Source organism: Pseudomonas citronellolis, assembly GCF_900112375.1.
GTDB lineage: Bacteria > Pseudomonadota > Gammaproteobacteria > Pseudomonadales > Pseudomonadaceae > Pseudomonas > Pseudomonas citronellolis.
Map to the genome: position 1 here is coordinate 1 of NZ_FOLS01000020.1, position 25,029 is coordinate 25,029.

The 25,029-nt window shown below is 68.4% G+C and carries 24 protein-coding genes; 8 read left to right on the plus strand and 16 right to left on the minus strand.

Annotated elements, in window-relative coordinates; genetic code table 11:
- Positions 1–230: 230 nt before the first annotated feature.
- The 3 genes from BM060_RS18835 to BM060_RS18845 all read right to left on the minus strand — a co-directional run bounded on the left by BM060_RS18835 (position 231) and on the right by BM060_RS18845 (position 1,081).
- The gene (locus tag BM060_RS18835) at positions 231–497 is read right to left on the minus strand and encodes a HigA family addiction module antitoxin (protein WP_074981851.1); all 267 of its coding nucleotides are present in this window, start codon (positions 495–497) and stop codon (positions 231–233) included.
- A 26-nt stretch (positions 498–523) separates the two neighbouring features.
- Entirely contained in the window at positions 524–748 is a 225-nt protein-coding gene (locus tag BM060_RS18840) for a type II toxin-antitoxin system Phd/YefM family antitoxin (RefSeq protein WP_074981855.1), read from the minus strand.
- An 87-nt stretch (positions 749–835) separates the two neighbouring features.
- Positions 836–1,081 carry a FitA-like ribbon-helix-helix domain-containing protein gene (locus BM060_RS18845; RefSeq protein ID WP_074981858.1) on the minus strand — a complete coding sequence of 82 codons (246 nt, stop codon included), beginning with the start codon at positions 1,079–1,081 and terminating at the stop codon, positions 836–838.
- 326 nt (positions 1,082–1,407) lie between these two features.
- Here BM060_RS18845 and BM060_RS18850 point away from each other — a divergent pair, with 326 nt between their 5' ends.
- Positions 1,408–1,602, plus strand: coding sequence for a hypothetical protein (locus tag BM060_RS18850; protein WP_009617424.1), 195 nt, complete (start codon positions 1,408–1,410; stop codon positions 1,600–1,602).
- A 2-nt stretch (positions 1,603–1,604) separates the two neighbouring features.
- Here the strand turns inward: BM060_RS18850 and BM060_RS18855 are convergent, their stop codons facing one another.
- From BM060_RS18855 to BM060_RS18895, 9 genes are all read right to left on the minus strand, one after another.
- Complete coding sequence (locus BM060_RS18855) at positions 1,605–2,600, minus strand: isocitrate/isopropylmalate dehydrogenase family protein (RefSeq protein ID WP_074981860.1); 996 nt, start codon at positions 2,598–2,600, stop codon at positions 1,605–1,607.
- Between the two features lie 87 nt (positions 2,601–2,687).
- The gene (can, locus tag BM060_RS18860; protein WP_074981862.1) at positions 2,688–3,332 is read right to left on the minus strand and encodes a carbonate dehydratase; all 645 of its coding nucleotides are present in this window, start codon (positions 3,330–3,332) and stop codon (positions 2,688–2,690) included.
- A 66-nt stretch (positions 3,333–3,398) separates the two neighbouring features.
- Positions 3,399–4,643, minus strand: a complete 1,245-nt coding sequence (locus BM060_RS18865) for a C69 family dipeptidase (RefSeq protein ID WP_074981863.1) — start codon at positions 4,641–4,643, stop codon at positions 3,399–3,401.
- Positions 4,644–4,806: 163 nt separating this feature from the next.
- A complete protein-coding gene (gene rimI, locus BM060_RS18870) occupies positions 4,807–5,259 on the minus strand; it encodes a ribosomal protein S18-alanine N-acetyltransferase (protein WP_074981865.1) in 453 nt (150 codons plus the stop codon).
- Entirely contained in the window at positions 5,256–6,068 is an 813-nt protein-coding gene (locus tag BM060_RS18875) for an energy transducer TonB (protein WP_074981868.1), read from the minus strand. The genes rimI and BM060_RS18875 overlap by 4 nt, the downstream gene beginning before the upstream one ends.
- Positions 6,069–6,174: 106 nt before the next feature.
- Complete coding sequence (locus BM060_RS18880; protein ID WP_074981871.1) at positions 6,175–7,194, minus strand: DUF6160 family protein; 1,020 nt, start codon at positions 7,192–7,194, stop codon at positions 6,175–6,177.
- 43 nt (positions 7,195–7,237) lie between these two features.
- Positions 7,238–7,783, minus strand: coding sequence for a DUF6160 family protein (locus BM060_RS18885; protein ID WP_074981873.1), 546 nt, complete (start codon positions 7,781–7,783; stop codon positions 7,238–7,240).
- A 14-nt stretch (positions 7,784–7,797) separates the two neighbouring features.
- On the minus strand, positions 7,798–8,862 hold the full coding sequence (locus BM060_RS18890; protein WP_058071550.1) for a hypothetical protein: 1,065 nt from the start codon (positions 8,860–8,862) through the stop codon (positions 7,798–7,800).
- Between the two features lie 160 nt (positions 8,863–9,022).
- Positions 9,023–9,628, minus strand: a complete 606-nt coding sequence (locus BM060_RS18895; protein WP_009617406.1) for a hypothetical protein — start codon at positions 9,626–9,628, stop codon at positions 9,023–9,025.
- Positions 9,629–9,819: 191 nt separating this feature from the next.
- On the opposite strand from BM060_RS18895, the gene mksB reads away from it, so the two are divergent.
- The 5 genes from mksB to BM060_RS18920 all read left to right on the plus strand — a co-directional run bounded on the left by mksB (position 9,820) and on the right by BM060_RS18920 (position 17,329).
- Entirely contained in the window at positions 9,820–11,097 is a 1,278-nt protein-coding gene (gene mksB, locus BM060_RS18900) for an Mks condensin complex protein MksB (protein ID WP_043273525.1), read from the plus strand.
- Complete coding sequence (mksE, locus tag BM060_RS18905; RefSeq protein ID WP_074981875.1) at positions 11,087–11,806, plus strand: Mks condensin complex protein MksE; 720 nt, start codon at positions 11,087–11,089, stop codon at positions 11,804–11,806. The genes mksB and mksE overlap by 11 nt, the downstream gene beginning before the upstream one ends.
- Positions 11,803–14,640, plus strand: coding sequence for an Mks condensin complex protein MksF (gene mksF / locus BM060_RS18910; protein WP_061560658.1), 2,838 nt, complete (start codon positions 11,803–11,805; stop codon positions 14,638–14,640). Before mksE ends, mksF begins: the two co-directional genes overlap by 4 nt.
- 122 nt (positions 14,641–14,762) lie before the next feature.
- A complete protein-coding gene (locus BM060_RS18915) occupies positions 14,763–15,770 on the plus strand; it encodes an iron ABC transporter substrate-binding protein (RefSeq protein WP_074981876.1) in 1,008 nt (335 codons plus the stop codon).
- The gene (locus BM060_RS18920) at positions 15,770–17,329 is read left to right on the plus strand and encodes an ABC transporter permease (RefSeq protein WP_074981878.1); all 1,560 of its coding nucleotides are present in this window, start codon (positions 15,770–15,772) and stop codon (positions 17,327–17,329) included. Before BM060_RS18915 ends, BM060_RS18920 begins: the two co-directional genes overlap by 1 nt.
- 400 nt (positions 17,330–17,729) lie before the next feature.
- Here the strand turns inward: BM060_RS18920 and BM060_RS18925 are convergent, their stop codons facing one another.
- The 4 genes from BM060_RS18925 to hrpB all read right to left on the minus strand — a co-directional run bounded on the left by BM060_RS18925 (position 17,730) and on the right by hrpB (position 23,927).
- Positions 17,730–20,033 carry a PqiB family protein gene (locus BM060_RS18925; RefSeq protein ID WP_074981880.1) on the minus strand — a complete coding sequence of 768 codons (2,304 nt, stop codon included), beginning with the start codon at positions 20,031–20,033 and terminating at the stop codon, positions 17,730–17,732.
- The gene (locus BM060_RS18930; protein ID WP_009617390.1) at positions 20,026–20,646 is read right to left on the minus strand and encodes a paraquat-inducible protein A; all 621 of its coding nucleotides are present in this window, start codon (positions 20,644–20,646) and stop codon (positions 20,026–20,028) included. The genes BM060_RS18925 and BM060_RS18930 overlap by 8 nt, the downstream gene beginning before the upstream one ends.
- Positions 20,633–21,289 (minus strand): paraquat-inducible protein A, encoded by a 657-nt coding sequence (locus tag BM060_RS18935; RefSeq protein WP_043273518.1) that lies wholly within the window; start codon positions 21,287–21,289, stop codon positions 20,633–20,635. The genes BM060_RS18930 and BM060_RS18935 overlap by 14 nt, the downstream gene beginning before the upstream one ends.
- 118 nt (positions 21,290–21,407) lie before the next feature.
- Positions 21,408–23,927, minus strand: a complete 2,520-nt coding sequence (hrpB, locus tag BM060_RS18940) for an ATP-dependent helicase HrpB (RefSeq protein ID WP_074981882.1) — start codon at positions 23,925–23,927, stop codon at positions 21,408–21,410.
- A gap of 167 nt (positions 23,928–24,094) precedes the next feature.
- On the opposite strand from hrpB, the gene pmcY reads away from it, so the two are divergent.
- Both pmcY and BM060_RS18950 read left to right on the plus strand, forming a co-directional pair.
- Positions 24,095–24,511 carry a periplasmic Zn2+ metallochaperone PmcY gene (gene pmcY, locus BM060_RS18945; protein ID WP_009617385.1) on the plus strand — a complete coding sequence of 139 codons (417 nt, stop codon included), beginning with the start codon at positions 24,095–24,097 and terminating at the stop codon, positions 24,509–24,511.
- A gap of 1 nt (position 24,512) precedes the next feature.
- Complete coding sequence (locus tag BM060_RS18950; protein ID WP_074981884.1) at positions 24,513–25,028, plus strand: DinB family protein; 516 nt, start codon at positions 24,513–24,515, stop codon at positions 25,026–25,028.
- The last annotated feature ends 1 nt before the right edge of the window (position 25,029 follow it).

The window sequence follows — 25,029 nt, forward strand, 5'->3', positions numbered from 1 at the left end:
TTTCTCTGGAAGTCCAAGAGCAAACGCGCTTTTGCTTTTCGTAGGAGCGAGCTTGCTCGCGAACCCAACGCCGCTGGGTTCCCGCGTTCGCGGGAATGGCGGGGTCAGGCTGGGGGTACGGGACCAAGCTCCACAAGCAAAGCCATGACCCATCTCAAATGAAAAATGCCGTTTCTCCCATGGGGAGAAACGGCATTCTTTCTTAAGTGGACCGCATCCACGAGGCTCTTTCATCGAGCCAGTAGTTCACCCTGAGTCGCTAGCTCGTACTGGCTCTGCAGGTTCATCCAGACCCCGGCTGAGGTGTCGAAGTAGCGGCCCAGCCGAATAGCCATATCCGCAGTGACGCCACGGCGCTCGCGGACAATGTCTTTGACAGTCGGGACCGACACGTTCAAGGCGCGAGCCAGAGCGGCCGGAGTTATCCCCAGCGCCTGCTGGAACTCTTCACGCAGGATTTCCCCAGGATGAATGGGGCGCATTCCGTTGGTTGTCATGGTCCAGCTCCCTCAGTGGCAATCCACTATCTCTGCTCCATTTGAGCCAAGGAACGCGCCAGGCGCACGGCATTGGCTGGGGACTTCAGCAGATGGACGGTTTCCATCAGGCTGTTGAAGCTATCGAGCGAAAGCAGCACGGCATTCGGCGCGTCTCGACGAGAAATCACGATGAAATCCTCGCCATCGACAACATCTTCGATGAGCTTCTTCAGGTTGTTGCGGGCATAGGAGAAGTTGACTACACGCATAACGGCACCTCCTGGGTATTTCTCGTACAGGCCGAGCGCTGAAAACCTCGAAGTTCAGCTCCGCAAGCGGGCCGGTATCGAACAGGATCATTCTCCGAAGACCACCGCTCGAGCCTTGCGCCTGCGAACTGGAAGCTCGATGTCAGCTCCACCTACAGATGCGAAGTGGGTATGAATCCGGCTCCCCAGGCCTCCCCGCTTTTCATCCTTGGAGAGTGCACGAACCAGGATCTCCCTGGCCTCCTCTTCCATAGAGCGGCCATGACTGTCGGCGCTCGCACGGAGCCGGGTCTCCAGGTCGTCATCCAGGTTTCTGATGGTGATGCTGGCCATGGCTGCCTCCAGTGCGATCATTCAAAGCGCATCCCATGATGATCGAAGAGTGCCCCGGAATTCTCCGCAACGCCGGTATGCCCCCTCCCCCTCTCCTGTAATGACAGGCGAAGGCATGCCGTAGGACGCCGCCCCGCTCATCGCCCCGCCGAATTGTTTCACCCCGGGAAAAACTCCTTCGCGCATTCGTTAGCTAGCTAATGTTATCCCCGGACGCTACCTTTGCCTTCGCAGGTTCTTCCATTTCCCTGCCCTCCCATAGCCATTGCCCGCCCCCGCTCCGAGCGGGCGATGGCTTCTTTTTTCCCGCTTTTCAGGGCGTTTGTATGCGTTATCTCGTCCGCACGCTGATCGTGGTCTGTCTTTCCCTGCTGCTCGGACTGGCGGCCCAGGAATGGACGCTGTTCGTCCAAGGGTTGCCCATGGGCGGAGGTTTGCGCGCAATGCTGACAGTGCTGCCCTTGTTGGCCGTGGGCAGCGGCTGCGCGGCCTGGCTGGCCGACCATCCCGAGCTAGGGTAACTCTAGAGCCGCTGCAGGACGCCCTCGCCCACCACGCGGGTGGTTTCCAGGCCGTGGTCGAGGTGGCCTTCTTCGCGCAGGAAGCTTTCCACCGCGCGCTCGATGCGCGTGGCGCCGGTTTCGTCGTGCCAGTGGAAGCGCAGCAGCATGGCCGCGCTGAGGATGGCAGCCAGTGGGTTGGCGCGGCCGCTGCCGGCGATGTCGGGGGCGCTGCCGTGGACCGGTTCGGCCAGGGCCAGTTGCTCGCCCAGGTTGAGCGAGGGCGCCAGGGCCAGGCCGCCGCCCCAGTGGCTGGCGAGGTCGGAGAGGATGTCGCCGAACAGGTTGCTGGTGACGATCAGGTCGAAGGCTTCCGGGCGCTCCACCAGTTGCAGGGCCGCCACGTCCACCAGGCGCTCGTCGAGCACGTCGCCCCAGCCTTCGGTGGCCAGCAGGTCGCGGCAGGTGTCGCGGAACAGGCCGCAGGTCAGCGGCAGGACGTTGGCCTTGTGCACCAGGGTGATGCGCCGCGCCTGGCGTTGCCGGGCGATGCGCGACGCGGCCTGGGCCAGGCGCGTGCAGGCGGCGCGGCTGATCACCCGTTCGGCGACGGCCACGCCGTCGGCCTCCCAGTGCTCGCGGCCGCTGTACAGGCCTTCGCTGTTCTCGCGCAGGATCAGCAGATCGACGCCGGCGTGGGGCGATACCGCCGGCCAGGTACGCACCGGGCGCAGGTTGAGGTACAGGCCCAGTTCCTGGCGCAGGCGCAGGATGGCGCTGCGGTAGCCTTCCACCTTGTGGCTGGGCGAGGACACCGCGCCGAACAGCCCGGCTCCGCATGCCCGCAGCGCCTCCAGGGTCGCCTCCGGCACCGAGGTGCCATAGCGCTGGAAGCAATCCCAACCCGCCTCTGCTTCGCGCAGACGCAGGTCGGGCAGCAGTTTCTGCAGCACGGCCACGGCCGCCGGCACGACTTCACGGCCAATGCCGTCGCCGGGGATCACGCAGAGTTCGCGCATGCTCGCCTCTTCGTCAGTGACCTTCCCCTATCTTCGGTCTGCCCGGCGCGCCCGGCGAGGCGGGCCGGACGACCGGCACGGGGCGGCTCAGGCCTCGCCCATGGGGCGCAGGCGGTACTGCGGCGGCAGCTGGTCGAGGCCGCTGACGGTGACATTGAGGTTCTTCCAGCGGCCGTCCTTGATGCCGTAGATGCAGCCGTGCACCGACAGCGGCTGGCCGCGGTGCCAGGCGTTCTGCACGATGTTGGTGTGGCTGACGTTGGCCACCTGCTGGATGACGTTCAGCTCGCACAGGCGGTCGACGCGCTCTTCCTCGCTGGCAAACTGGGACAGGTGGTCGCGGTATTCGTAGGCGAGGTCGCGGATGGTCCGCAGCCAACCGTCGATCAGGCCGAACTGCTGGTCCTGCAGCGAGGCGCGCACGCCGCCGCAGCCGTAGTGGCCGGTGACCAGGATGTGTTTCACCTTGAGCACGTCCACCGCGTACTGGATCACCGACAGGCAGTTGAGGTCGGTGTGCAGCACGACGTTGGCGACGTTGCGGTGGACGAACAGGTCGCCGGGCAGCATGCCGACGATCTCGTTGGCCGGCACCCGCGCATCGGAGCAGCCGATCCACAGGTATTCCGGTGCCTGCTGGCGGGCCAGCTTGGCGAAGAAGTCAGGGTCCTCGCGATTGATTGCTTCGGCCCAGCGGGCGTTGTTCTCGAACAGTTGTTCCAGGTCGCTCATGGTGGCTCCTCCTCTGCGGCTGGCGCACCTTACGTAACGCCGGCGGCCTTTGACAAGCACTATGGCTCAAGGCGTGGCGTGCTGCCGCCACCAGCGCGGCAGGCGCGGCTCCAGTTGCCCGGCGAGTTGCTGCCAGGCCGCGTGCCAGGCCTCGGCTTCGGCGGCCAGGCGCGCCCAGTCGGGGTTGCGACGGTCCAGCGCGGCGAGTTGCTCGGCCTCCAGCCAGGCGTGCCCCGCGCGCAGGGCGGCGGCGAATTCGGCATCCACCAGGGCGCGGCGGTGCACCGCTTCGAAGCGGCACCAGAGGGACTGCTCCAGCGGCTCATCGGCCTTGCTGAGCAGGCTGGCGCCGGCCGCCGCCTCGAAGCCCAGCGGCTGGAACAGCGACAGGCACGGCGCCGAGGTGCCGGTGGCGGCCAGGCGCGGGCCGTCCGGGCCCAGGCGGGCGATGAGGCTGGCGGTGGTCTGCGAGGGACGCCAGAAGCTGCCGGCGTGCATGCACACCTGGCGGTTGTCGTGGCGGGTGAAGTTGTGGTCGCGCCGGCCATGGTTGCGCAGGGCGACCACCAGGGCCTCCCAGCCAGGCTGGCGCGGGCAACTGGCGAGGAACTCCTGGTTCATCCGCCGGCGCTGGTGCGCCCCAGCTACCCAGGGCAGCAGGCGGCCGTCGAAGGCGCGGGCGAAGTGGAAGTCGCCGCGGCCGTTCCAGCAGCCCAGGCGCCGGGCGTGGGCCGGCAGGTCGTGGCTGCACAGGTCGTATTCGTGGCCGATGCTCAGGGCGTTGGAGATGGCGCAGCGCTCCACCCGCCGCGCCGCCCACAGGCGGCCGGCGGTTTCCAGCACCCAGGCCTCGCCGGCATCGGCGATGACGAAGCTGTTGTCGTAGCGCAGGCGCTTGTTGCGAAAGCCCGCCGGCCCGCCCTGGCCGTGGCGTTCCAGCAGGCCGGTGATCACTTCCAGGGCTTCTCGCGCGCTGGCGCCGCGCTCCAGGCCCAGGCGCACCAGGTCCATGCCCAGCAGCGCCTCGCCGGTCTGGTCCACCAGGCGAGTGAAGACCGCTTCGTTGCCGATGGCCACGCCGTGCTCGTTCACGCCCATTTCCGCGCCCCACAGCCAAGCGGGCTGGCTGAGGATGACGGCATGGCGGTCGGCGACCTGGGGAATCTCCAGGTAGGTGGCGCGCATCTGCCTGGCCGTATCGCCACGCACCGCGGGCAGGCGCAGCAGGCGCTGGGGTTCGGAGGGCTCGCGGTCGCTGTTCTTGGCGAACCAGGTGCAGCCGTCGGCGCGCAGGACGAGGGTGTCACACATGGACGCCCTCCTGCCGCGCGCCGGCGGCATGTGAGGCGGGAAGCGGATGACGACGGGCAGGCGCCGCCGCTGCAGCGGTTGGCTTCATGTCGCGACCTTGTTCTTGTTATTGATCGCCCAGCCTACGCCTGTGCGCGGCGGCCGGATATGGCCTGGATGACGGTCAGTCGAGCAGCGTGCAGGCCATCACCAGGGCGTCCTCGCGCCCGCCCACCGCCGGGTAGTAGCCGCGCCGGCGGCCGATCTCGTTGAAGCCGAAGCGCTCGTACAGGCGGTAGGCGCTCTGGTTGGTCTCGCGCACTTCCAGGAAGCATTCCTGCGCGCCCAGCTCGCCGGCCCGCGCCATCAGGTGTTCGAGCAGGCGCAGGCCGAGGCCGCGGCCCTGGCTTTCCGGCTTCACCGTGATGTTCAGCAGGTGCGCCTCGTCGAGGATGATCTGGATCACGCCGTGGCCGACCTGCTGGGTGCCTTCGAACATCAGCCAGCAGTCGTAGCTCTTCAGGCCGTCGGTGAAGATGCCGCGGGTCCAGGGGTGGCTGAAGGCGGCGTATTCGATCTTGAGCACAGCGTCGAGATCCGCCTCGGTCATCGGGCGGAAGGAAATGGCGTCAGTCATTCTGCGTCCTGGTCCAGCCAGCGTTGGCGCACCCGGCGCATGGCGCGCCACAGTTCGCCCTTGAGGGCGGGTTCGTCGCTCAGCCGCTCCAGGCCGGGGATGGCCCAGGCCACGCCCAGTTCCTCGATCTGCAGCTCGCGCAGCATCGCCTCGTCGTCCGCCTCGCCGGCGAAGCGCACGGCGGGCCGGCCGACCAGCCACAGGCAGCGGCACGGGCCGCTGTCTTCCAGGCGCGCGGCGACGAAGCCCTGGACGAACTCGCGGGCCGCCTGCGGGCCCTGGTCCATGTTGCCGCCGGAAAGCAGCGGCCAGCGCACCGGCTCGCCGAGCAGTTGCGGGCTGTCCGGCAAGCCGGCGGCGCGCAGCAGGTCCTTGAGCAGCAGGTAGGCCGGGTCGCGGCTGGCCAGGGGCTCGCCGGTGGGCAGCTCGACCAGCAGCGCACAGGCGCCGGCGCGCAGCAATTGCAGGCTGAAGCGCGGCGGCGGCTCGACCGGCGCGCGTGGCGCAGGCGCCTCGGCTTCGGCAGGTGCCTCGGCGGCCACCGGCGTGCGGGTCTGGGCAGCGGGGCGCGGCACCACCACCGGGATCGCTGGCCGGGCCTCGGCCGTCGGCGCCGGTTTCTCCGGCGCGGCGGCCGGCGGCGTGCTGGCGGTTTCGGGCGCGGCGCTCGGCGCCGGAGCCTGGACGGGCTCCGGCACTTCCAGCAGCTGCGGGCGCGAAGGCGCGGCGAAGGGCAGCACCACGCGGGGCAGCCAGGAGGCGACCTGCATGGCGCCGAGATAGGCGCGACGGCGGGCTTCTTCGATCAAGAGTCCTGTACCTGTGGGCATCCTGCGGGCGCAGGGCTAAACGCAACGGAGCGGAATTGTCGCGTGAAACGCGCCCGACGGAAAGGCCGGCCGGCGGATGGGCCGCTCAGCAGCCCTTGTTCATGCCGACGCAGGTGTCCTGGCGGGGAATGCCGTTGAAGGCCTGGTTGAAGTCGATGTTGATCGGCGAAACCAGGTTGCCGTTGGCGTCGCGGTACTTGGGCATGTTCATGAAGGCGCCCTTGAGCGCGGTGATCATCTGCCCGGTGTCCATGTCGCGCCACTGCACGTCCTGGCTCTGCAGGGAGATGAAGAAGCCCTTGGCGGCGCCGGCCAGGCCGGCCTGGCTCAGGTCGCCCACCGGCAGCGACTGGAACTGGCTGAGCTTGAAGCAGGTGGTGATGCCGAGGATGGCGCAGTTGTTGGAGGTGAACAGCCCGGTGACGATGTCCGTCCACAGCGGCACGCAGCCATTGGTGCAGTCCAGCTGCGAGCCGTTGGTCATGCCGGCGTAGGTGCCGCGCACCGGGTCGCTGGCGCCGCCGGAGGTGACCAGGCCGGCATCCGCCTCCACCGTGCTGCTGCGGTAGATGCCCGCCAGGCCGAGCAGCAGCTGTTGCCCTACCGTGGCCTTGTTGTAGATGGCGTCGGCAGTGCCTTTGATGTGCACCGGAATGTTCCCGGTCAGCGACTGGATGTCGCCGGAAAGCACGCCCTTGGCCTGGTTGAAGCCGATGCGCACGCCGACCATCTTGTTGCCGTCGTAGGCGAACTCGACGTACGGATCGACGATGGTGAAGGGGTTGATCTGCCCGGTCTGGTTGTTGACCGTGCCCAGGGCGAAGTTGTTGATGGAAATGTCCGCGCTGTTGGCGGCTTCGCCGGCGCGGTCGTAGAGGCCGAGCTGCAGCTTGTTCATGTTCAGCTGCGTTTCCACCGTGGCGCCGATGTTCAGGCGGGTGTAGTTGATGCCCGCGGCGGCGTCGGTGGCCAGGTTGATGAAGGCCTGGCCGGTGACGTCGGACAGCTGGCTGTCGCTCAGCGCCCGCAGCTCGGCGTTCGCGCCGCCGGCCAGGCACAGCAGCACGCCGGCCAGCAGCAGGCGCCGTACGGAAAGGAAGGTCATGGGTTTTCCCCCTGGAGCTTGGTCCCGGCCATGCGCGCTCCCCTCATCGGGCCGGGACCTGGAACAGGTTGAGGTTGCCCTGCACGTGCAGCACGCCGTCGACGCGGGCGCTGAGCAGGTCGGTCTGCACCAGGCCGGCATCGGTGCTGCGGGCCTTGTTGGCACCGGCCAGGGTCAGGCTGACGCCGTTGAAGTTGACGTCCTTCAGGCCGACCCGCAGGACCTGGCGGTTGAAGGCCGCGCCGTCGCCGCCGAAGCCGCTGTTGATGGAGAGGATGTCCACGGTGACCTCGTCGAAACTGAAGGTCCCGCTGATGTTGTCCAGCACCAGGAAGTTGTTGCCGCTGCCCGCCGGCTGGATCGCCACCCGCGCGCCGCAGCCGCCCGGGCAACGGGTGATGCTGGGGGTCTTCTGGATGTTGACCGTGACGCCCAGGCTCAGGCCGTCCTGGCCCACCACCTGGCCAAGGTCGTCGTCCGGCAGGGTGCGCAGTTCCGCCTGGGCGAGCGTGCCGGCCAGCATCGCCAGCAGGGCGACGGCGGCGGCCCGGAGCCGGCGGCGGGGCGGAAGCAGCGGTGGAAAGCTCATCGTGCCGTGCTCCGTCAGAGGTTGTGGGAAGTGACTTTGAGGTAGTTGAAGCTCAACCCGGACAGCTCGCTGCGCCCCAGGTTGACCCCGCCGGTCGGCACCGCGCCGTAGGAGGCCCGGGTGCCGCCGATGTTCAGGTTGTCGATCACCAGGCTGGTGCGCGGCGCGTTGGCGTAGAAGTCCGCGGCGTTGGCCGCGGTCAGCATGGGCAGCTCGAAGGTGAAGTTGCCGTCGGCGGTCACCGACAGCAGCAGCGGCTGGGACTTGCCGTAGCCCAGGGCGACGCTGGCGTAGGCGTTGGTCAGGTAGACGCTGCGCGCGGCCTTCTCCGCCGCGCTGGCGCAGTTGGTGTTGCCCGCGGCGCAGGAGAGGATGTCCAGTGTCTTGGCGTAGAGGTTCAGGCGCAGTTCGCCGACCAGTTGGCTGCGCGCGCTGGAGCCCCACAGGCGCAGGTAGCTGCCGTCCATCGCCAGGTCCTGGAAGTCCAGGGCCAGCACGTCGGTGCGGGTGCCGCCACTGACCGGCACGGTGAAGTCGAAGCGCGCGCCCAGGTCGACCTTCTCGCTGGCGCGGCTCGAACAGCCGCTGCCGGCGCCGGCGTAGCCGCTGATGCAAGGCTGCCCGGCGTTGTTGGCGATCAGCGGCGGGAAGGCCAGTTCGAGCACGTCGGCATCGCTGGGCAGGGTGTTGACCACGCGGCCGTCGGCGAGCTGGGTGGTGAGCACCGAGCCCTTGGCCAGGTTGAGCTTGAAGGGATAGGTCAGGCGGCCGATGGTCACCGGCTGCAGGTTGCTGCCGTGGTTGCTGCCGGTGGCGCCCAGGTAGAGGTTGCGCACCGCGATGGAGACGTCCTTGCCGTTGGGGTCCTTCAGCCCGGTGATGTTGGTGGTGGCCTTGCTGCCGTCGATCATGGCGTTGTCCACCACGAAGCCGATGCCGGCGCCCTGCACGTCGGACAGCTGCTCGTCGTCCAGGGCGACCATGTCGGCGCGCGCCGCCAGGGCCATCCAGGCAAGGCAGGCGCCGGTCGCCAGCGCAATGCGGGCGGGGCGCGGAAGGCTGATACGGCTGCTGGCCATGGCCACCTCTTGTTCTTTTCTCGTTCGCCGACCAAGGGGCAAAAGCCCTGTCTGCCACTATAGGGAGTCGCCGGCCCTTGCGGCCCGACCCATAGTCGAGAATCGCCTGCTGGCAGCTGGCCGCCGTGTTACCCAAGGTCACACCGGCGTAACAGCCGCGTCAGCCGTGGCGGAACAGCCCGATCAGGTGCTCGGCGATGGCGCCCTTGATGGCCTCCAGGTTCAGCCGCGACTGCGCCTGCAGCTTCGCGCTGTTCAGCCGGTGCAGGTGCAGCGAGGGCATGCGCGCCTCGTACTCGCGCAGGTCGCCCTTGACCAGCACCGGCAGGAAGGGCTCGTCGCGCATGCGGTAGCGGCGGATCAGCAGCTTCAGGCCGTCCTGGAACGGCAGCTCGGCGGAACCCACAAGGCGGTGCTCGCCGGGGATCTTCAGGTACAGGCCGCTGTGGCCCATGGTCTCGCCGGGCAGGATGTGGATACCGGTGGGTTCCACGGCGTCGGCGGGGATGTCGTGGAAGGTGTCGAACCAGGCCTGCTCGTTGGGCAGGATGGTGATGCCGCCCTCCTGGCTCTCCGGGATCACGAAGCTGTAGTTGCTGTAGAGCTTCTCCACGTAGGAGGAATAGATGCACAGGCGGTTCTCGAAGCGCCTGAGGAAGTCGATGGCCTCGCTGCGGTCGGTGATGGCGTCCAGGTCCCAGTCCAGGTCGTCCTGGCGCTCCAGTTCGGCCCAGCGGGCCTTGGCGAGTGCGGCGTCGTATGTCATGGCGGCAATTGGCTATTGGCTGTTAGCCAACTGGCAGAAAACATGCCAGGAATTTCAGGGGGTTAACGCCGCTTTTCAGGGCCTTGGCGACATCCCGCACGGCGTAAACTGCCGCGTTTCGTCACCCCTTCCGCCGCGGGCGGACCTTTGCAGTACAATCGCCCCCTTTACCCGTCAACAGCGGCTACCCGATGATCGACCCCCGACGCGTACTGCGCGCCCTCGCCGAACACTGGGCCCTGCTCGAACCGCTCTGCGAGCGCTTCGACAGCGGCACCCTGGCCCTGGCGGAGCTGCGCCTGCAACTCACGGCGCAGCTGCCCGAAGGCAGCCCGGCGGACGTCACCGCCCTGCTCGACCAGTGGATCCGCCTGGACATCCTGGTGCCGGTGGCCAAGAGCCCCAACCGCTTCGAGCTGAACGCCCAGATCCACGACTTCCTCGCCTACCTGCGCCACGAGCACCGCCTGGGCCTGTGCCTGGAGATCGAGGCCTACCTGCGCCACCTGGAGCGCCTGGCCGGCTACATCCGCGACGCCTTCGAGGTGCGCGACGGCAACGACCTGGCGCGCCAGCTGCGCCTGCTCGACATGCGCGTGCGCGACGTGCTGAAGAAGCTGGCCAACGACGAACAGGCGCTGATCGCCGTGGCCGAGCGGGCCAAGACCAGCGACCGGCAGATTCCCCTGCGCCAGCGCTACGCCGAGGTCCTGGCGACCTGGGACGAGTACGTCGAGCCGATGATCCAGCTGGTCTCCGCCGACGGCGCCTTCGAACAGGGCGTGCGCCGCGTCGAGCAGGTGCTGCTGCGCCTGCTGGGCGAACAGCAGCGTCTCGGCCAACTGGTGGACGACGACCAGCTGCTGCGCACCCACGCGCGCATCCTGGAGATGCAGACCACCGCCCAGCTCACCCTGCGCCGCGCCCGCGAACTGCTGCTGCCGCTGCGCGAGGAAGCCCGCCGGCACAACGCGATCACTCGCGGCGCCGCGCTGGCCCTGTCGGTGATCCGCCGCAAGGGCATCGACGCCGTGCCCCAGGCCTCCCTGCCGCTGTTCACCCGGCCGCAGAGCACCTTCCTCGGCAGCGCCTCGCAGGTGGAAAGCTACGTCTTCGCCCTGGCCCGCTTCGAGCCCAAGCCCGCGCACTTCCCCAAGGCGACCGGCAAGCGCGGCGGCGACGGCCCGCGCAACGCGCCACGCACCGCGCGGGAGATGCTCGAGCGCTGCCAGGCCGCCCTGCCGCTGCCGGACCTGATGGTCTGGCTGCTGCAGCAGGAGCCCGAGGGCGCCACCGACGAGCTGCTCTACTGGTTCTCGCGCCTGTCGCGCGACGGCCGCTTCCAGCGCGAGCGCCTGGAGCGCCGCGACTACGATACCGCCCAGCACAGCGTCAGCCTGTGCTCCTTCGCCCTGCTCGCCGCCCCGAGCGGCAAGGCCGACAAAGCGAGCGAACCCCATGCAAATTAATCTTTCCGAACTGACCCAGCTCGGGCCGATCTTCCGCGAGCTGTTCAAGGGCTTCCACATCAGCCGCCGCGACCCCGAGCTGTACAGCCAGCTGTCCAACCAGCAGGACCAGTACCGCGCGCTGTTCCGCTCGCTGGGCTTCGAGCTGGTCTGCGACACCCGCGGCTTCTACTACTTCGTCCCCGAGCAGATCGGCGCCCAGGTCAACAAGACCGCCCAGCGCCTGGCGCTGTTCACCTTCATCCTGGTGGAGCACCTGGCCGACCAGGGCCGCGACCCGCTGGCCGTGCTCGACGGCGGCAGCATCGGCCGCGACGAGCTGCCGCCGCTGCTGGAGAAGTACCGCGACCTGTTCCTGCAGGCCGAGGTGACCACCCAGGAGGAACTGGAAGAGAAGGTCATGCGCCGGATGACCCAGCTCGGCTTCGCCGCCGAGGACAACGGCGTGTACCGCTTCCTGCCGCCGATGCACCGCTTCCTCGACGTCTGCCTGTCGGTGCAGCAGGACCGCGACCTGGCCGCCAGCCTGCACGCCAAGGACCTGGCCTACGTCGCCCCGGCCCTGGCCGAGGAAGACGAGGAGCCGATCGTCAGCCTGGAAGAACCCGCCGAGCCGGCCGCGCCGCTCATTGAAGAAGTGGAAAGTGAGGAAGACGCCCTCGCCCGCGCCATCGCCGAAGAACAAGCCGACATGGAGGCCCAGGCATGACCCAGGAACGCTACGGCATTCGCCGCTTCGCCCTGCTCAACACTGCCGGCTACAGCCTCGGCGTGTTCCCCCTGGAGCAGCCGCTGTCGGTGTACGGCGCCAACAACCTCGGCAAGTCCGCCTCGATCAACGCGCTGCAGTTCCCGATCCTGGCGCGCATGTCGGACATGAGCTTCGGCAAGTACAGCCTGGAAGCCTCGCGCAAGTTCTACTTCGCCACCGACACCAGCTACATCCTCATCGAGCTGGAACTGCCCCACGGCCGCCACGTCATCGGCTGCGGCGGGCGCGGCCCGGGCGGCGGCTTCGGCCACCAGTTCTTCGCCTACCAGGGCGAGCTGGACCTGGAGCACTACCAGAAGAACGGCACCTGCCTGCGCCTGCGCGAACTGTACGCCAGCCTGGAGCGCGCCGGCCTGAAGGCCTACGAACTCAAGCCCGACGAGCTGCGCCGGCTGCTGGTCGGCGGCCACACCTCGGTGCCGCTGGACCTGACGCTGATCCCGCTGCGCTCCACCAGCGAGCAGAGCCTGAAGACCTTCCGCTCGCTGTTCATCAACCTGCTGCACATGCGCGAAATCACCGCGGCCAAGCTCAAGCAGCTGTTCCTCGACGCCTTCGAGCACAGCCTGCGCTCGGGCAGCGTCGACTACATCGCCGCCTGCGAGGAAGCCTTCCGCGACGTGCGCCGCATGGAGGGCGACTACCAGGCCCTGGTCGCCGCCGGCCCGCTGGTCGAGGCGCTGGCCAACGGCGTGCAGCAGCGCGAATTCCTGCGCGGCAAGATGCACCGCCTCTCGCCGCTGCTCGACAACCTGCTGGGCACCTGGGAAGACTACGCCGGGGCGCGCAAGGAAGAGCTGGTGATCCAGGCCGAGCACTACCGCAGCGAGCAGGACGGCCTGCAGAACGAACAGCGCGGCGGCACCGCCGAGCTGATGCGCCTGGAGCGCGAGATCAGCGAGATCCAGCGCTGGATGGGCGAGCTGGCGGTATTGAAGAACCGCTTCGCCCTGGTCGAAGACGCCAAGGTCCTGGAGCAGCAGCTGCTCGCCGCCAAGGACGCCCACGACGAACTGGCCGGCGCCCTGGCCCACTCGCGGCAGTTCTCCAGCGAAGACCTCGACGAGCGCGTGCGCGACCTGGAGAAGCGCGTGAAGAGCGTGCGCCAGCAGCTCGAACACGCCGACAACAACAGCTATGCGCGCCTGCGCGAGGAGTTCTCGCAGCAGGACGTGGAGCGCCTGATGCGCCTGTTCAACGGCGCGCTGTTCAGCCTGCCGCTGGGCGACAAGGGCGTGAGCCTGGACGAGGAAGGCCAGTGGGTGGGCAGCGTCGAGAAGATCCTCGACGCCTTCAAGGGCGAGCGCTTCGAAGTGCCGGGCCTTGCCATCGACCTGTCGCACATCGAGCCGCCGGCGCTGCAGGCCCTGGCCGACCGCGCCGCCCTGCGCGACCAGAAGGAGCGCCTGGAGAAGGAGCTCAAGCAGCTCAAGACGCAGCAGGCCGTGGCCGCCGACCGCAACGCCAGCAAGGCCCAGGCCGACAAGCTGTACCAGGACGTGCTCGACGCGCAGAAGGCCCTGGAAGACTTCCGCCGCAGCGAGACGCTGAGCGCCGAGGAACCGGCCAAGCTGGAAAAACTCGCGCAACTGGAAGCCACCCAGGACGAACTCAAGCGCTCGGCCGACGCCTTCACCGAGCGCGTCCAGCAGCTCTCCGCCAAGCTGCAGCTGGTGGGCCGCCAGCTGGCCGACCTGGAAGCCAAGCAGCGCACCCTCGACGACGCCCTGCGCCGCCGCCAGCTGCTGCCCGCCGACCTGCCCTTCGGCACGCCGTTCATGGAGCCGGTGGACGACTCCCTGGACAATCTGCTGCCGCTGCTCAACGACTACCAGGACACCTGGCAGCAACTGCAGCGCATCGACGGCCAGATCGAGGCGCTGTACGCCCAGGTGCGCCTGAAGGGCGTGGCCAAGTTCGACAGCGAGGACGACCCCGAGCGTCGCCTGCAACTGCTGATCAACGCCTACGCGCACCGCACCGACGAAGCCCTGACCCTGGCCAAGGCGCGCCGCGCAGCGGTGACCGACATCGCCCGAACGCTGCGCAACATCCGCAGCGATTACGACAACCTCGAACACCAGCTGGCGCTGTTCAACCGCGAGATCAACAAGCGCCAGGTGTCGAACCTGCAGAGCTTCCGCATCGTGCTGGCACCGAACAAGGAAGCGCTCAAGCACATCGACCAGATCATCCACAGCGCCGGCCAGTACGAGGAAGGCGAGAACCTCTCGGTGTTCGACCTGACGCAGAGCGCCGAGCAGGATGCCAAGAACGAGGAAGCCAAGGACTATCTGTCGCGCCTGGTGGCGGCGAACAACAACCAGCTGGGCCTGAAGGACCTGTTCGAGCTGGCGTTCGAGATCACCAAGGTCGGCGGCCAGCCGATCGTCCACACCGACATCGACGGCGCCGCCTCCAACGGCACCACCATGACCATCAAGGCGCTGACCAACATGTACCTGTTGCTGCACCTGATGGACCGCGAGCAGGCCGGGCGCATCCGCCTGCCCTACTACCTCGACGAGGCCGCCGACATCGACGAACGCAACCAGGCCGCGCTGCTGGAAACCAGCCTGCAACTGGGCTTCGTGCCGATCCTGGCGAGCGTCAAGCCGCAGGTCTCGGCGCAGGTAGCCATCGACCTGGAAGGCGGCAGCGGGCCCAACGGCATCTACATCGACGAGGCCGACTGGAAGTTCATCCGCCGCCGCGAACTGGCCGTCGACCACCCCGCCGCCACGGCCGAGGAGGCCGCGGAACCGGCCTGAGCGCCCCCGCCGCCGGCGCGCAGCCGGCGGCGGCATTCATGAGCAAGCTATGGAGTTTGGCCGGAAAGGCCAGGTTACATATAATGGCTTGCATTCTCATTGGCGACACCACGGGAGTTTCCATGTCTGTTCGTCTGCTCGCCGGCGTCAAGGGCGCTGTCCTGGCCTGCCTGCTCGGCGGCCTGTCTCTGCACGCCGCTGCCGATCCGGTCACCCTCACCCTGTACAACGGCCAGCACGCCGCCACCGGCATCGCCATCGCCAAGGCCTTCACCGACAAGACCGGCATCCCGGTCAAGATCCGCAAGGGCGGCGACGGCCAGTTGGCCAGCCAGATCACCGAGGAAGGCGCTCGCTCGCCGGCCGACGTCATCTACACCGAGGAATCGCCGCCGCTGATGCGCCTGTCCGGCGCCGGCCTGCTGGCCCCGCTGGACGCCGGCACCGTGGCCCTGGTCGAGGCGCAGAACGCCGGCGGCAAGGGCGACTGGGTGGGCATCACCGCCCGCGCCCGGGTGCTGGCCTACAACCCGAAGAAGATCGACGAGAAGGACCTGCCCAAGAGCCTGATGGACCTGTCCGACCCGCAGTGGTCCGGGCGCTTCGGCTTCGTCCCCACCAGCGGCGCCTTCCTCGAACAGGTTTCCGCGGTGATCAAGCTCAAGGGCCGCGACGCCGCCGAGGACTGGCTCACCGGCCTGAAGGCCTTCGGCGGCATCTACACCAACAACGTCACCGCCATGAAAGCCGTGGAGAACGGCGAGGTCGACATGGCGCTGATCAACAACTACTACTGGTACACCCTGAAGAAGGAGAAGGGCGAGCTGAACTCGCGCCTGTACTTCTTCGGCAACCAGGACCCGGGCGCGCTGGTCACCGTCTCCGGCGCCGCCGTGCTCAAGTCCAGCCAGCACCCGCAGGAAGCCCAGCAGTTCGTCGCCTTCATGCTCAGCGAAGAGGGCCAGAAGGCCATCCTCAGCCAGTCCGCCGAGTACCCGCTGCGCAAGGGCATGCAGGCCGACCCACAGCTCAAGCCGTTCGCCGAGCTGAACCCGCCGCAACTCAGCCCCGCCGACATGGGTGAGGCCAAGGACGCGCTGGACCTCGAACGCGACGTCGGCCTGAACTGATGTCCATCGCCGCGCCCGTGGTCCAGTCCCGCGGCGGCCACGGGCGCAAGGCGCCGCTGTGGCTGCTGCCGCCGGTGCTCCTGCTCGCCCTGCTGGCGGCGCTGCCGCTGTTCTACGTCGCGGCCAAGGCCTGGGACTCGGGCTGGCACGTGGCCTGGGAACTGCTCTGGCGGCCCTACGTGTTCCGCCTGTTCGGCAACACCCTCAAGCTGCTGGTGCTGGTCACCGTGCTCAGCGCCCTGCTCGGCCTGGCCTGTGCCTGGCTGGTGGAGCGCAGCGACCTGCCCGGGCGGCGCTACTGGAACGTGCTGCTGTGCCTGCCGTTCGCCATCCCCTCCTTCGTCAGCAGCTTCACCTGGGTGTCGCTGAGCCCGGCCTACGAGGGCCTGGGCGGCGCGGTGCTGGTCATGGCGATGTCCAAGTACCCGCTGGTGTACCTGCCGCTGGCCGCCACCCTGCGCAACCTCGACCCGTCGCTGGAGGAAAGCGCGCGCATGCTCGGCGTGTCGCGCCGCCAGGTGTTCTGGCGGGTGACCCTGCCGCTGCTGCGCCCGACCCTGGCCGCCACCAGCCTGCTGGTGGCGCTGCACATGCTGGTGGAGTTCGGCGCGCTGTCGATCCTGCGCTTCCAGACCTTCACCACGGCGATCTACCAGGAGTTCGAACTGGAGTTCAGCAACGCCACCGCGGCCATGCTCTCCTCGGTGCTGCTGGCGCTGTGCTTCCTGCTGCTGTGGCTGGAACTGCGCATGCGCGGCCGCGGCCGCCTGGTGCGCACCGGCCAGGGCAGCGCGCGACAGGCCGAGCGCGTTCACCTGCACGCCTGGAAATGGCCGCTGCAACTGCTGCTGGTGGCGCTGGTGGTGATCGGCACCGGCATCCCCATGGCCATGCTCGGCTACTGGCTGCTCACCGGCGCCTCGGCGGCCTTCCCGCTGCTGGAGATCGGCCAGGCGCTGCTGTCGTCGCTGTCGCTGTCCTTCGGCGGCGCCCTGCTCGGCTGCCTGCTGGCGCTGCCGGTGAGCATCCTGGTGGTGCGCTACCCGGGCCCGCTGGCGCGCTGGGCGCAACGCCTGCCCTACCTGCTGCAGGCCCTGCCGGGGCTGGTGATCGCCCTGTCGCTGGTGTACTTCGCCCTGCACTACGTGCCGGACCTGTACCAGACCAGCGCGCTGCTGCTGATCGCCTACGCCCTGCTGTTCCTGCCCCTGGCCCAGGCGCCTATCCGCGTGGCTCTGGAAAAGGCCTCGCCGCAACTGGAAGAAGCCGCCCGCACGCTGGGCCAGACACCGCTGCGCGCCTTCCTGCGCATCACCCTGCCGATCATCTCGCCGGCCATGGGGGCGGGGTTCGTGCTGGTGTTCCTGGATAGCATGAAGGAACTGACCGCCACCCTGGTGCTCGGGCCTACGGGGCTGACGACCTTGGCTACGGCGGTGTGGGTGCATACGTCGACGCTGGAATATGCGGCGGCGGCGCCGTATGCGGCGTTGCTGATCCTGATTTCCGGGGTGCCGGTGTACCTGCTGACGACGCGGGCAGCGCGGGGTGGGCGCTGAGGCGGAAGCGCTTTTCGTAGGAGCGAGCTTGCTCGCGAACCAAGCTCCTTGTGACATAGGTGCGGTGGGACACTCCGCCCCCTCTCCCTAACCCTCTCCCTGAAGGGAGAGGGGACCGTTCGGCGCGGCCTGGCTTTCCCGAGTCAGCCGGTCAGCACGGTAGTTTCCAGTAGAACCCATACTCTCTCTCGGCACGGACAAGCCCCCTCTCCCTTCAGGGCGGGGCGCGCAGCCGAGGGCTGGGGAGAGGGTGCTCTTCGGACTGGGACCATTCGCGAGCAAGCTCGCTCCTACGAAAATCAAAAGCCCCCGAACGTCCCAAGCAAAAACGCCCCGCCGGTCTCCCGGCGGGGCGCTTGGTCTCGGATAAGCGGCGTATAACCGCGAACGGTTATACGCCCTACTCGCCCACCGCCTTCCCCAGCGGAATCTTCGGCGCCCACTGCAGCCACTCATCCTGGTACTCGTCGAACAGCGCAAAGGTCTGCCCCGGCCGCGCCGCGGCGCCCATCTGCGCATTGTCCGGCGTAGCGAAGGCCACACCGCCGGCAAGGATGGTCTCGAAGGACTCGGTACGCACCTTCACCCCCTTGAACAGGCCGGCATCCACCCCTACCCCGCTGGTGTTCCAGAAGCGGCTGCCGGTGCGCACCAGAGGCGCGTAGCGCGGCTCGATGAGGATGTGGATCAGCACCCGGTCGCCCTGCTCGCCCAGTTCGAAGGAAGTCACCTTGCCCACCTGCACCTCGCGGTAGGTCACCGGCACACCCGGCTTCAGCGAGCCGCGGCGGGCGGCGCTGAGGGTCAGGCGCAGGCCGTCGGCGTCGAGCAGGCGGTTGGGTTCCTGGCCCAGCAGCTTGAAGCCGGTCTGCGCCGGGCCCGGCTTGGCCGCCGGCAGCACTTCGATGTACGGGCCGCTGACCAGGGTGCCGAGGTTCTCCGCGCCGCCCAGGCCCAACTGCGCCGAGACCACCCAGAAGCGGCTGCCCTGGCGGGCGATGCTGTCCTGGGCGCGGGTCAGGCGCGCCTTGAGCACCACGCCGCCGAGGTCGCGGCTGAGGTCCACCTGCTCCACACGGCCCACGTCCAGGCCGCGGTAGCGGATCACCGTGCCCTCGCGCAGGCCGTCGGCCGAGTCGGCGCGCAGCTCGATCAGTTGGCCCTTGGCGTGGGCGCTGTCCTCGCTGTCGTAGAGGGCGAAGCGGCGCACCTTGGTGATGGGCGCGGCCTTGGGATCGGGGGTGTCGAAGGCGATGCCGCCGCTGATCAGCGTCTGCAGCGATTCGCTCTTGAACTTGATGCCGTTGAGGTCGCCGCTCAGGGTCACGCCGCTGACGTTCCAGAAGCGCGTCGAGGTGTTCACCAGGGCCGCGTATTCGGGCTCGATGTGCACGCCCACCACCACCCGCTGGCGATCACGGGACAGCTGGTAGCTCTGTACGGTGCCGACCTTCATCTGCCGGTAGAGGATGGGCGTGCCCACCTCCAGCGAACCCAGGCGGTCGCTGGTCAGCACCAGGTGCAGGCCGGGCGCGTCCAGGTTCAGCGGCGGCGCCTTCGGGCGCACGGTGAACTCGCGGGTCGGCTCGCCCTCCTTGGAGAAGCGCACGGCGATGTAGTTGCCCTTCACCAGCGCCTCCAGCCCGGTGATGCCGGCCAGCGAGATGCTCGGCTTGACCAGCCAGAACTCGGTCTTGCCGTTGAGGAAGTCCTCGGTGCGCGGGTCCATGGACAGGGTGGCGGTGGCGCCGTTGAAGTCCTTGTTCATGTCGATGGCCTTCACCGTGCCCACCTGCACGCCGTTGTACATCACCGGGGTGCTGCCGGCGGAAAGGCCGCTGACGTCGTCCACCTTCAGGCGCACCGCCAGGCCCGCCTGGGCGGCGTCGTAGTCCTCGTAGAGGCGGAAGGGCTTGGTCGGGTCGGTGGGCGGGCTGTCCGGGTAGCTGTCCGGGGTGGCGAAGGCGATGCCGCCGGCGGCGATGCTGGCCAGCGACTCGGTGCGCAGCTTCAGACCGCTGAGGCTGCCGGACAGGGTGATGCCGCTGGCGTTCCAGAAGCGCGTGTGCTTGCGCACCAGGTTGGCGTAGGCCGGCTCGATGTGGATCTTCACCTCGATGGTCTTCTGGTCGTCGGCCAGCTGGTAGCTCTTCACCTGGCCGACCTGGATCTGCCGGTAGTAGATGGGGCTGCCCTGCTCCAGCGAACCCAGGCGCTCGGCCTTGAGCATCAGGTGCAGGCCGGGCAGGCTGTCGGACAGCGGCGGCGGCTCCTTGAGCGCGACGAAGTCGTGGTTGAGCTCGCCTTTCACCGGGTCGACGGCGATGTAGTTGCCCGACACCAGTGTCTCCAGCCCGGTCACCCCGGCCAGGGACACGCGCGGCTTGACCAGCCAGAAGCGCGTGCGCTTGCTCAGGTACTCGATGCTTTCCTTGCGCATCTCGACCACCGCGGTGACGCCCAGGGTAGGCTTGTTCACGTGCAGGTCGATGACCTTGCCCACGGCGATGCCCTTGAAGATCACCTCGGTCTTGTTCGGCTGGATGCCGTCGCCGCTCTCGAACTGGATGTTGATGGTCACCCCGGCCTGGTCGTAGGCGCGCCAGGCCAGCCAGGCGCCGATGGCCAGGGCGATCAGCGGCAGGATCCAGATCGCCGACCAGTTGGTGGTCTTGCGCAGTTTCGGGGTGGGGAGTTCACTCATCGTCGTTTTCCGCGTCCGTGTTATCCCAGATCAGCCTGGGATCGAAAGTCACTGCCGCCAGCATGGTCAGCACCACCACAGTGGCGAAGGCGGCTGCACCGAGGTTCGCCTCGATGCTGGCCAGGTTGCCGAAGTTCACCAGGGTCACGAGGATGGCGATGACGAAGATATCGAGCATCGACCAGCGACCTATCCACTCGATGAAGCGGTACATCAGGATGCGTTGCCGCGCCGACATCGGCTGGTGGCGCTGCACCGAATAAAGCAGCAGGGCGATGCCGACCAGCTTGAAGGTCGGCACCAGGATGCTGGCGACGAACACCACCGCGGCCACCGGGATCATGTCCGCGTGGATCAGCTCCACCACCCCTTCCATGATGGTCGCCGGGGTGCCGCTGCCGAGGAAGTTGACGGTCATGATCGGCAGCAGGTTCGCCGGGATATAGAGGATGGCCGCGGTGATCAGCAGCGCCCAGGTGCGGGTGAGGCTGTTCGGCCGCCGCGCGTGCAGCACCGAGCCACAGCGCGAACAGTGCTGCGGCTCCTCGTCGGTGGCGCGGTTGAGCTGGTGGCATTCGCCGCAGGTCAGGATGCCGGCGTCAATGGCCCTCATCGTCGAACTCCCCGGCCAGCGATTCCCACACCTGGTGGCGCGACATGGTCACCTCCAGCCATATCTGGCTGAGCAGCAGGCCGATGAAGCAGGCCAGGCCCACGCCGATGTGCAGCTCGGCCATGTCGATCAGTTTGACGATGGCCACCAGGATGCCCATCAGGTAGACCTCCAGCATGCCCCACTCGCGCAGGTGCTGGTACCAGCGCAGCAGTTGCATGGCCTGCGCGCGCGCCACGTCGAAGCGCAGGCTGCAGAGGACGAACAGCTGGCACAGCAGCTTGGCCAGGGGAATCACCATGCTGCACAGGAACACCAGCACGGCCACTCCGTGCATGCCCGAAGCGTACAGGCCAAGCACCCCGCCCCAGACGGTGTCGATACCGACCTGGCCGAGGATGTCGATCTTCATGATCGGCAGGAAGTTGGCCGGGATGTAGAGGAAAAGCGCGGTGAGCACCAGCGCCATGGCGCGGCGCACCATGTGCGGCCGGTGGATTTCCAGCTCGTAGCCGCAGCGCGGGCAGACCGAGCGGTTGCCCGTGGGGACCGGCTCGCGGCGCATCAGCAGGTCGCATTCATGGCAGGCGATCAGCTGCTCCAGCGGCAGGTCTTGCAGCGCACGGCTGTCGGTTTCGGACATGGGGGGACTCTGGATGGTTTGTGCCTATTGTAGACGAGGCGGCCTGCGCGGCGCTGCGCCCGTAGCGCCTCGAAATCAGCCGGAAAACCGCCCGCGGGGCTTGCCGTAGACGGCATTTTCAAGTCTTGCGCGGCTTGGCCCGTGCGGTGGGTTCGGCGATCAGCGGATCGTCCGGCCAATAGTGCTTGGGGTAGCGGCCCTTGAGGTCCTTCTTCACCTCGGCGTAGGTGCTGCGCCAGAAATTGGCCAGGTCCTGGGTCACCTGCACCGGGCGCTGCGCTGGCGACAGCAGGTGCAGTTTCACCGCCAGGCGGCCGCCGGCGATGCGCGGGGTGTCGGCCAGGCCGAACAGTTCCTGCAGGCGCACCGCCAATACCGGCGGGAATTCGCTGTAGTCCAGGCGGATGCTCGAGCCGGACGGCACCTGCAGGGTGCGTGGCGCCAGTTCGTCCAGGCGTTGCGGCAGCGGCCAGGGCAGCAGGCCGTGGAGGATGCCGGGCAGCTCCAGGTTGGCGAAGTGGGCCAGGCGCGAGACCTTGCCCAGGTACGGCAGCAGCCAGTCCTCCAGGGAGGCCAGCAGGGCCGCATCGCTAACGTCCGGCCACTCGCTTTCGCCCTTGCCTTCCAGATCGAGGCGGCGCAGCAGGTTCACCCGCGCCTGCCACTGGCGCAGTTCCGGGGTCCAGGGCAGCAGTTCCAGGCCCTTGCGCCGCACCAGGCCGAGCAGCGCGCGGCTGCGGGCCTCGGCATCCAAGCCGGGCAGCGCCTCGCGGCTGAGCACCAGTTCGCCGACCTTGCGCTGGCGCTCGGCGCGCAGCACGCCTTCGCGCTCGTCCCAGTCCAGTTCGTCGTGCACCCTCACCTGCTCGGCCAGCACCGAGTCGAACAGCGCTGCGTCCAGGGCGGCGGCCAGGTAGATGCGCTCTTCGCGCTGGCCCTGGCGGCTGCCGAGGTCGGCGACCACCAGCCAGGGTTCCTTCATCAAGGCATCAGGCTCGCCGAACTGCGCGGCGCGGCCGTTGGCCAGGCGGTATTCGCCGCCGCCCTCGCGACGCTGGCGAGCCACGCGGTCGGGATAGGCGAAGGCCAGCAGCGCGCCCAGCCAGCGTGGATGGTCGGGGTCGGCCACCGCTTCGCTCGGCTTGCCGCGCAGGTAGCCGCGGAACTGCCGGGCCAGTTGCTTGGCCCGTTGTACTGCGCCGCGACTGGCGCGGTTGCCGGCCGACTCTCCGGCAAGCAGCGCCGTGCGTTCGTGCAGGTCGGCACCGGCGCCGCGCAGGATGTCGCGCTCGCCCAGCAAGGCGGCAACGTCGCAGGCCAGACTGCCCAGGCCCAACGCCTGGCCACGCAGCAGCAGGTGGGCGATGCGCGGGTGCGCCGGCAGTTCGGCCATGGCCTGGCCGTGGGCGTTCAGCGCGCCGCTGTCGTTCAGTGCGCCGAGACGCGCGAGCAGCTCGCGGGCCTGGGCGTAGGCCGCCACCGGTGGCACGTCGAGCCAGGCCAGCTCCTCCGGCGCCACGCCCCAGCGGCCCAGTTGCAGCGCCAGGCCGGCGAGGTCGGCCTGGAGGATTTCCGCCGTTCCGTAGGCCGGCAGTTGCTCATGCTGCGCCTCGGACCACAGGCGGTAGCACACGCCCGGCTCCAGGCGCCCGGCGCGGCCGGCGCGCTGGGTGGCCGAGGCGCGGGAGATGCGCTGGGTCTCCAGGCGCGTCATGCCGCTGCCCGGGTCGAAGCGCGGCACCCGCGCCAGCCCGGCGTCCACCACCACGCGCACGCCGTCAATGGTCAGGCTGGTCTCGGCGATGTTGGTGGCCAGCACCACCTTGCGCTTGCCGGGCGGCGCCGGCTCGATAGCGGCGCGCTGGGCGGACAGCTCCAGCTCGCCGTGCAGCGGGCACAACAGCACCTCGTCGCGCTCGGCCAGGGCCTCGCCCAGTTGCTCGGCGACGCGACGGATCTCGGCCTGCCCGGGGAGGAACACCAGCAGGCTGCCAGGCTCGTCGGCCAGGGCCTGAAGCACCGTCTGCACCACCCGCGGCTCGACGAATTCGCCAGCCTGCCAGGGCCGTCCCCAGCGCAGCTCCACTGAGAACATGCGCCCCTCGCTGCGCACCACCGGCGCCTCGTCGAGCAAGGCGGACAGCCGCTCGCCCTCCAGGGTGGCGGACATCACCAGCACCTTCAGCGGCGTGTCGCGCAGCAGCTCGCGGCCGTTCAAGGTCAGCGCCAGGGCCAGGTCGGCGTCCAGGCTGCGCTCGTGGAACTCGTCGAAGATCACCAGGCCCACGCCTTCCAGCGCCGGGTCGTCCTGCAGGCGGCGGGTGAGGATGCCCTCGGTGACCACCTCGATGCGCGTCTTCGGCCCCACCTTGCTGTCCAGGCGGATGCGGTAGCCGACCGTCTCGCCGACCTTCTCCCCCAGCTCCGCGGCCAGGCGCTCGGCCGCGGCGCGGGCGGCCAGGCGGCGCGGTTCGAGCATGAGGATGCCCTGCCCGGCCAGCCAGGGCTCGTCGAGCAGCGCCAGCGGCACCCGGGTGGTCTTGCCGGCGCCGGGCGGCGCCTCCAGCACGGCCTCGTCGCGCTCGCCCAGGGCCTGGCGCAGGGATGGCAGAATGGCATCGATGGGAAGGGCATTCATGGCTATATTTCATCCACCCTTAAGCACGCGGAAATAACGAACCGGCGATTATAACGGCGAACCACGACCGACCCGCCGCAGTCCTATGCAACAAGGGCGGCGGCCGACGATAGAGGCCCCTGCGCCGCATTGATATAGTTGCCCGAAGCCTATTCCGGAGGTTCTAGATGCGTCTTGCCACCCGAGTTTCCTGCGCGGTTCTCAGCGCAGCCCTGCTGAGCCAGCTGGCCGCCTGCGGCACCCTGTTCTACCCCGACCGCCGCGGGCAGATCGACGGCCGCATCGACCCGGCCATCGCCGTGTTCGACGCCATCGGACTGTTGTTCTACATCATCCCGGGGCTGATCGCCTTCGGCGTAGACTTCGCCACCGGAGCCATCTACCTGCCGGACGAGAAATACTCCGTCGCCCCCGAGAAACTGCACGAGGCGGTCGGCGCCGACGGCCAGGTGGACCGGACTAAACTCAAGGCAATCATCGAACGCGAGACCGGCCGTGCCCTGCCGCTGGACGACCCACGCCTGATCCAGCGCGTCGGCAACCCGCAGCAGTTGGCCAGCCTGGGGCTCAAGCTGGAGGGCTGACATGCACGCGGCACTGGGGCGCCACCTGGAAAAACTCCTCGACTACCACCTGTGGGCCCACGAACGCATCCTCGAGGCCGTCGCGCCCCTGGACGAGGCCGCCTACCGCGAACCGCGCGGGCTGTTCTTCGGCAGCCTGCACGGCACCCTCAACCACCTCGCGGTGGTCGACCGCATCTGGCTCGACCGCGTCGAGGGCCGCACCTGGCAGTTCACCCGCCTGGACAGCGAGGCCGCGCCGGACCGCGCCGCCCTGGCCGACTTCCTCCGCGAGGGCGTACAGGGCTGGAAACAGTGGCTGGCCCGGCAGGACGAGCGCGACCTCGGCAAGCTGCTGGAATACCGCAACATGGCCGGCCAGGACCACCGCCAGAGCCTGGCCGACATCGTCCAGCACCTGGTCAACCACGGCACCCACCACCGCGGGCAGATGAGCGCCGCGCTCACCACCCTCGGCCAGCCAGCGCCGCTACTCGACTACATCTATTTCCTGCCGCAACGCCAGGACACCCGCTGAA